We start from the raw sequence: 6,914 nt of genomic DNA on the forward strand, positions 1-6,914 counted from the left end.
AACGCGCAGTTATCCGTACGAACCGTGGTCCATTGCACGGTGGTCGTACGGATAACTGCGCGTTACTGCGAAGGGGCGCCGGGGGAGAGACGCGGGGGAGAGAGGCGGGGACGCGCTCAGTCCTGCTGGCCGCTGGCCCAGGCGAGGAGCCGCCCGGTGTCCTGCTCGACCTCGGCGTGTGGGCGTACGGCGAGCCAGACCCGCGCGAAGCCGGCGGCGAGGAGACCGGCGCCGAGCATGTGCATCGCGACGAGCAGCTCCGGCAGGTCGAGCAGGTACTGCGACCAGCCGATCACACCCTGCAGCAGCTCGAGTGCGAGCAGGGCGCCGGTGACGACGACGAGCCAGCGGTTGCCGCTGCGTACGGCGACGACCAGGAGCGCGACGGTCAGGGTGACCAGCACGTACACGGAGGCGGCGTGAACGTGGGAGAGGACCTGCGGGTCGAGGCCGTTGCGCACGGCGTCGAGGTCGCCCGCGTGGGGGCCGGCGCCGGTGACGATCGTGCCGAGGTAGAGGACCACCCAGCCGACGAGCATGATCGCCGTGGCGAGGCCGCGGTGGGCTGCCGGAGCGGTCTCCCGGACAGGGCTCCGGAGGTGGTCCAGGAGCCCGAGGCAGACCATCACCATGGCGAGCGACGCCACCAGGTGCAGTGACACGATCCACGGGTTGAGGTCGGTCAGCACGGTGATGCCGCCGATGACGGCCTGCAGCGGGATGCCGAGCGCGACGATCAGGGAGAGCCGCACCGCCGTACGGTCCTTGCGGCCGACGGCGGCCATCCAGCAGGCGACGGCGATGACGAGCAGCACGTACGTCAGCAGCCGGTTGCCGAACTCGATGGCGCCGTGGATCCCCATGGAGGGGTGGGTGACGAAGGAGTCCTCGGTGCACTTGGGCCACGTGGGACACCCGAGGCCCGACCCGGTGAGGCGGACGGCAGCACCGGTGACGATGATCCCGATGTTGGCCAGGATGTTGGCCACGGCGAGCACCCACAGGCGGGGGCTCAGACGCGCACAGAGGTCGGTGAACACAGGGTCACTCCCAGCGGAAGGTGCGGGTGGTCAGGACGGTGCCGAGGACGGCCCACGCGGCGAGGACGACGAGGGCGGCCCAGTCGATGGTCCCCGACGCGAGAGAGGCGCGCATGGCCTCGCCCAGTGCGCCGCTGGGCAGCCACGTCACCAGGTGGCTGACGCCCCCGTAGTACGAGGCGGGGATCACGACGGCGCCGCCCGCGAGCAGCACGAGGTAGACCAGGTTCGCGACCGCGAGCGTGGCCTCGGCACGCAGCACCCCCGCGATGAAGAGGCCCAGGGAGGCGAAGGCGGCGATGCCCAGCACCATGGCGAGGAGGAACCCGAGCGGGTTGACCTCGGGCGTCCAGCCCAGTGCCAGGGCCACGCCACCCAGGACGACGACCTGGAGCAGCTGGACGAGCAGGAGCGCGCCGACCTTCCCGAGGAGCAGTCCGTGGCGGGGGAGCGGGCTGGCGCCGAGCCGCTTGATGACGCCGTACCGCCGCTCGAAGCCGGTCGCGATGGCCAGCGAGGTGAACGCGGTGGACATCACGCCGAGGGCGAGCACGCCCGGGGTGAGCAGGTCGACCCCGCTCATGCCGTCGAGGTCGAGGTCGAGGCGTCGTACTCCCACGAGTCCGACCGCCAGCACCATCAGAGGAACGACGAGGGCCACGAGCAGCTGCTCGCCGTTGCGCAGCATGAGCCGGGACTCCATGCGCGCCTGCGCCAGCACCTGCTGGCGCAGGGGAGCGGCGCCGGGCCTGGGCGTGAACGTGCCGTTGCTCACTGCTCGATCTCCCGTCCGGTGAGCTCGATGAAGACGTCCTCGAGGGTGCGCTGGCCCAGGGCCAGGGAGAGGGGGACGACGTCGTGCTCCTCGCACCAGCGTGCGACGCGCCCCAGGGTGGTGCTGTCGGCGGGGCCGGTGATCAGGATCGAGGTCTCGTCGAGCAGCCGTACCTCCGTGCTGCTGCCCAGGTCGGACGCGAGCGCAGCGACCACGTCGTCGGTGACGGGGCGGGTGACGACGAGCCGCACGGTGGCCGTCCGCGTGCTGCTGGTGAGCTCGGCGGGGCGGCCGGAGGCGATGACCCGCCCGTGGTCGATGATGTGGACCAGGTCGGAGAGCCGCTCGGCCTCGTCCATGTGGTGCGTCGTCAGCACGACGGTCACGCCGTCCGCACGCAGCTCTTCGAGCAGCTCCCACGTGGTGCGCCGGGCCTGGGGGTCCATCCCCGCGGTGGGTTCGTCGACGAAGACGAGCTCGGGGCGCCCCACCAGGGCCATGGCCAGCCCGAGCCGCTGCTGCTGGCCCCCGGAGAGCCGGCGGTACGGGGTCCGCCCGCACTCGGCCAGACCCAGCCGGTCGTGCAGCATCTCCACGTCGAGGGGGTGCGCGTGCAGGGAGGCCACGTGGCGCAGCATCTCGTCGGCGCGCACGCCGCTCCAGGCGCCGCCGCTCTGCAGCATCACCCCGAGGCGGGGGAGGAGCTCGCGCCGGTCGCGGTGCGGGTCGAGTCCCAGGACCTCCACGCGACCGCCCTGCGCGCGCCGGTAGCCCTCGCACGTCTCGAGGGTGGTGGTCTTGCCAGCCCCGTTGGGGCCGAGCACGGAGGTGATCGTGCCGGTGGGCACGACGAGGGACAGGCCGTCGACCGCGGTCTTGTCGCCGTACCTCATCACCAGGTCGTCGATGACGACGGCGGACTGAGCGGTGGACACCCGAGGATCATAGGAAGGCGATCCACGTCCGGCGTACTCCGGGGTCCGGTCCGGCAAGGCCCTCGACACGCCGGTCGAGGCGCGGGTCATAGGCGTGTGCGCGAGGTCACTTAGGCTCACCTTCGTTGAAAGAGGTCCTGCATTAACGTCACACTGGTGTTGTGCAATTCGTCCGGAACCACCCCGTGACCCCTGAGGGGGACGTGACCACCCGTGACCGGGTGGCCCGGGCGATTCTGGAGAACGGCCCCTCGACGGCCCTCGATCTGGCCTCGTTGCTGGACCTCACGCCGGCCGCCGTACGTCGTCACCTGGACCACCTGGGCGAGTCCGGCGTGGTCGAGGCCCGTGACCCCAAGGTCTACGGGTCCCGGGGCCGTGGCCGGCCCGCCAAGGTCTTCGCCCTGACCGAGTCGGGGCGTGACCAGTTCGACCAGCACTACGACGACCTGGCCGCCACCGCGCTGCGCTTCATCGCCGAGAACCTCGGTGACGAGGCCGTCATGGAGTTCGCCCGCGAGCGGGTGGCCTTCGTGGAGCGCGACTACGCCGCCGTCCGCGACGCCCACCCCGAGCTCAGCGCCGCCGAGGCCCTGGCCCGGGTGTTCAGTGCCGAGGGCTACGCCGCAGGGGTGAAGTCGCTCCCGGTCGTCGGTGAACAGCTCTGCCAGCAGCACTGCCCCGTGTCGCACGTCGCGCACGAGTTCCCGCAGCTGTGCGAGGCCGAGACCGAGGCGATCAGCAAGGTCCTGGGCACCCACGTCCAGCGCCTCGCCACGATCGCCCACGGCGACGGCGTCTGCACCACCTGCATCCCACAGATTCCGCACCAGAACCCGATCAAGGAGAAGGCATGACCTCCATCGAGGAGCTCAACCCCGAGCTCAAGGGCATCGGCAAGTACGAGTTCGGCTGGGCCGACTCGGACGACGCCGGGGCAGCCGCGACCCGCGGCCTCAACGAGGACGTCGTGCGAGACATCTCGGGCAAGAAGAACGAGCCCCAGTGGATGCTCGACCTGCGTCTGAAGGGCCTCAAGCTCTTCGACCGCAAGCCCATGCCGACCTGGGGCTCCGACCTCGGCGACATCGACTTCGACAACATCAAGTACTTCGTGCGCTCCTCGGAGAAGCAGGCCCAGTCCTGGGAGGACCTGCCCGAGGACATCAAGAACACCTACGACAAGCTCGGCATCCCCGAGGCCGAGAAGCAGCGCCTCGTCGCCGGCGTCGCGGCCCAGTACGAGTCCGAGGTCGTGTACCACTCCATCCGCGAGGACCTGGAGGAGAAGGGTGTCATCTTCGTCGACACCGACACGGCGCTGAAGGAGCACGAGGAGCTCTTCAAGGAGTACTTCGGCACGATCATCCCGGTCGGTGACAACAAGTTCGCCGCGCTCAACACCTCGGTGTGGTCCGGCGGGTCGTTCATCTACGTCCCCAAGGGCGTGCACGTGGACATCCCGCTGCAGGCGTACTTCCGCATCAACACCGAGAACATGGGTCAGTTCGAGCGGACGCTGATCATCGTCGACGAGGACGCCTACGTGCACTACGTCGAGGGCTGCACCGCGCCGATCTACACCTCGGACTCGCTGCACTCCGCCGTGGTCGAGATCATCGTCAAGAAGGGCGGCCGCTGCCGCTACACGACCATCCAGAACTGGTCGAACAACGTCTACAACCTGGTGACCAAGCGCGCGGTCTGCGAGGCCGGCGCCACCATGGAGTGGGTCGACGGGAACATCGGCTCCAAGGTCACCATGAAGTACCCGGCCGTCTACCTGATGGGCGAGCACGCCAAGGGTGAGACGCTGTCGATCGCGTTCGCCGGCGAGGGCCAGCACCAGGACACCGGGTCCAAGATGGTGCACGCCGCGCCCAACACCTCCTCGTCGATCCTGAGCAAGTCGGTCGCCCGTGGCGGCGGACGGTCCTCGTACCGCGGGCTCGTCCAGGTCAACGAGGGCGCGCACGGCTCCAAGTCCAACGTCCTGTGCGACGCCCTGCTGGTCGACCAGATCAGCCGGTCGGACACCTACCCGTACGTCGACATCCGTGAGGACGACGTGCAGATGGGTCACGAGGCGAGCGTCTCGAAGGTCTCCGAGGAGCAGCTCTTCTACCTGATGAGCCGCGGCATGGCCGAGGACGAGGCGATGGCGATGATCGTGCGCGGCTTCGTCGAGCCGATCGCGAAGGAGCTCCCGATGGAGTACGCCCTCGAGCTCAACCGCCTGATCGAGCTCCAGATGGAAGGGGCGGTCGGCTGACGCGAGGGCTCCGCCCCGCACCGACCCCACCACCACGAGCAACGAAGAAGAGAACGAGAAGTGACTGTCACTGACACCGCCAACGGGACTGCCCCCGTGGCCGCGGCGCTGGAGCTCGAGCACGTCGAGTCCCACCTGAACCCGCTGCCGTCGTACGACCTGGCCGACTACGGCAAGCCCACCGGTCGCGAGGAGACCTGGCGCTTCACCCCGCTCAAGCGCCTGCTCGGCATCCTCGACGGTGCCGAGTCCGATGCCGCGCTCACCCTGGAGACGCGGGTGCCTCAGGGCATCACCGTCTCGACCGTGAGCGCCGAGGAGGCCGTCGCGCTCGGCGAGCTGCCGCCCAACGAGCTGCCCGCGGCCCTGGCTGCGGCCCGCTCGACGGGCGCGGTGCTGGTCGACGTCCCGGCCGAGTTCGAGTCCGACGAGCCGCTGGTCATCGGGTTGCACGGCGAGAGCGTCGACGACCTGGTGTGGGGCCGGACCATCGTCCGGGTCGGCCACCACGCCAAGGTGACGATCGTGCTGACCCACACCGGCAGCGCCCGGTACAGCGCCATCACCAGCTACCTGGTGGGCGACGCCGCCAACGTCACGGTGCTGAGCCTGCAGGACTGGGCCGACGACGCCGTCCACCTGGGCCGCGACGCGATCCGCGTGGGTCGCGACGCCGAGGTCAAGCACACCTCCGTCAGCTTCGGTGGCGACCTGGTCCGCCTGCACGCCAACGTCGAGTACGCCGGTCCGGGCGGCTCCGCGGAGCTCCTCGGCCTGTACTTCGCCGACGCGGGGCAGCACCTCGAGCACCGGCTCTTCGCCGACCACACCGCCCCCCGTACGCGCTCCAACGTGTCCTACAAGGGCGCGCTGCAGGGCCAGGGCGCCCACACCGTGTGGGTGGGCAACGTGCTGATCCGCAAGGTGGCCGAGGGCATCGACACCTACGAGGAGAACCGCAACCTCATCCTCACCGACGGCACCCTGTGCGACTCGGTCCCCAACCTGGAGATCGAGACCGGAGACATCGAGGGTGCCGGCCACGCCTCGGCGACGGCCCGCTTCGACGACAACCAGCTCTTCTACCTGCGCTCGCGCGGGATCGACGAGAAGGAGGCCCAGCGGCTCGTCGTGCACGGGTTCTTCAACGACCTGATCCGCAAGATCGGCGTGCCGGAGCTCGAGGAGCAGCTGACCGCGACCGTCGAGGCCGAGCTGGCCAAGACCGTGGTCGACGGCCTCCCCGGTCTGGCCTGATCCGATGGCCTTCGAACGCGTCTGCTCCCTCGACGAGATCCCCTCGGACGAGGCGCTGGCCCGCACGCTGGGTCGGTACGACCTCGCCGTGGCCCGCGACGGCGACGAGGTGTTCGTCGTCCAGGACCTCTGCTCGCACGCCGCCGTGGCGCTCAGCGAGGGCGAGGTCAGCAACTGCCAGATCGAGTGCTGGCTGCACGGGTCGATGTTCGACCTGCGCACCGGCAAGCCCACCAGCCTTCCGGCGACCGAACCTGTTGCCACCTTCCCCGTCGAGGTACGCGACAACGACGTGTACGTCGACACCGACACCACCCTGAACGGAGTAACCCCCGCATGAGCACCCTCGAGATCAAGGACCTCCAGGTGAGCGTGGAGACCGAGGACGGTCCCAAGCAGATCCTCAAGGGCGTGAACCTCACCATCAACCCCGGCGAGGTCCACGCGATCATGGGTCCCAACGGGTCGGGCAAGTCCACGCTCGCCTACGCGCTGGCGGGTCACCCCAAGTACACGATCACGTCGGGCAGCGTCGAGCTCGACGGCGTCCCGCTCGACGGCCTCGCGGTCCACGAGCGCGCGCGGGCCGGCCTCTATCTCGCGATGCAGTACCCGGTGGAGGTGCCCGGGGTGTC

8 protein-coding genes are annotated in these 6,914 nt (G+C 69.6%); 5 read left to right on the top strand and 3 right to left on the bottom strand.

From position 1 onward, the window contains the following. Positions 1-116: 116 nt before the first annotated feature. From ACI379_RS13030 to ACI379_RS13040, 3 genes are read right to left on the bottom strand one after another with little or no spacing between them, the layout of a single operon-like run. On the bottom strand, positions 117-1,040 hold the full coding sequence (locus ACI379_RS13030; RefSeq protein WP_439792520.1) for a COX15/CtaA family protein: 924 nt from the start codon (positions 1,038-1,040) through the stop codon (positions 117-119). 4 nt (positions 1,041-1,044) lie between these two features. Next, a complete protein-coding gene (locus ACI379_RS13035) occupies positions 1,045-1,815 on the bottom strand; it encodes an ABC transporter permease (RefSeq protein WP_439792521.1) in 771 nt (256 codons plus the stop codon). Next, positions 1,812-2,750, bottom strand: coding sequence for an ABC transporter ATP-binding protein (locus ACI379_RS13040; protein ID WP_439792522.1), 939 nt, complete (start codon positions 2,748-2,750; stop codon positions 1,812-1,814). The genes ACI379_RS13035 and ACI379_RS13040 overlap by 4 nt, the downstream gene beginning before the upstream one ends. Before the next feature lie 161 nt (positions 2,751-2,911). Between ACI379_RS13040 and ACI379_RS13045 the strand changes: the two genes are divergently transcribed. The 5 genes from ACI379_RS13045 to ACI379_RS13065 form a co-directional block, all read left to right on the top strand. After that, positions 2,912-3,607 carry a helix-turn-helix transcriptional regulator gene (locus tag ACI379_RS13045; RefSeq protein WP_439792523.1) on the top strand — a complete coding sequence of 232 codons (696 nt, stop codon included), beginning with the start codon at positions 2,912-2,914 and terminating at the stop codon, positions 3,605-3,607. Next, positions 3,604-5,022: a Fe-S cluster assembly protein SufB gene (gene sufB / locus ACI379_RS13050; protein WP_439792524.1), complete on the top strand. Its 1,419-nt coding sequence runs from the start codon at positions 3,604-3,606 to the stop codon at positions 5,020-5,022. The genes ACI379_RS13045 and sufB overlap by 4 nt, the downstream gene beginning before the upstream one ends. A 60-nt stretch (positions 5,023-5,082) precedes the next feature. Continuing rightward, positions 5,083-6,279, top strand: a complete 1,197-nt coding sequence (gene sufD / locus ACI379_RS13055) for a Fe-S cluster assembly protein SufD (protein ID WP_439792525.1) — start codon at positions 5,083-5,085, stop codon at positions 6,277-6,279. Between the two features lie 4 nt (positions 6,280-6,283). Next, a complete protein-coding gene (locus tag ACI379_RS13060; RefSeq protein WP_439792526.1) occupies positions 6,284-6,619 on the top strand; it encodes a non-heme iron oxygenase ferredoxin subunit in 336 nt (111 codons plus the stop codon). Next, the coding region (locus ACI379_RS13065; protein WP_439792527.1) for an ATP-binding cassette domain-containing protein at positions 6,616-6,914 on the top strand (299 nt) is incomplete at its 3' end. The genes ACI379_RS13060 and ACI379_RS13065, both read left to right, overlap by 4 nt.

Origin of the sequence: Nocardioides sp. (assembly GCF_051876515.1) — a bacterium.
In the GTDB taxonomy this organism is placed as follows: Bacteria; Actinomycetota; Actinomycetes; order Propionibacteriales; family Nocardioidaceae; genus Nocardioides.

Bases quoted from the DNA above. Each gene is read 5' to 3' on its own strand.
- sufB (WP_439792524.1), top strand. From the start codon at position 3,604: ATGACCTCCATCGAGGAGCTCAACCCCGAGCTCAAGGGCATCGGCAAG.
- ACI379_RS13060 (WP_439792526.1), top strand. From the start codon at position 6,284: ATGGCCTTCGAACGCGTCTGCTCCCTCGACGAGATCCCCTCGGACGAG.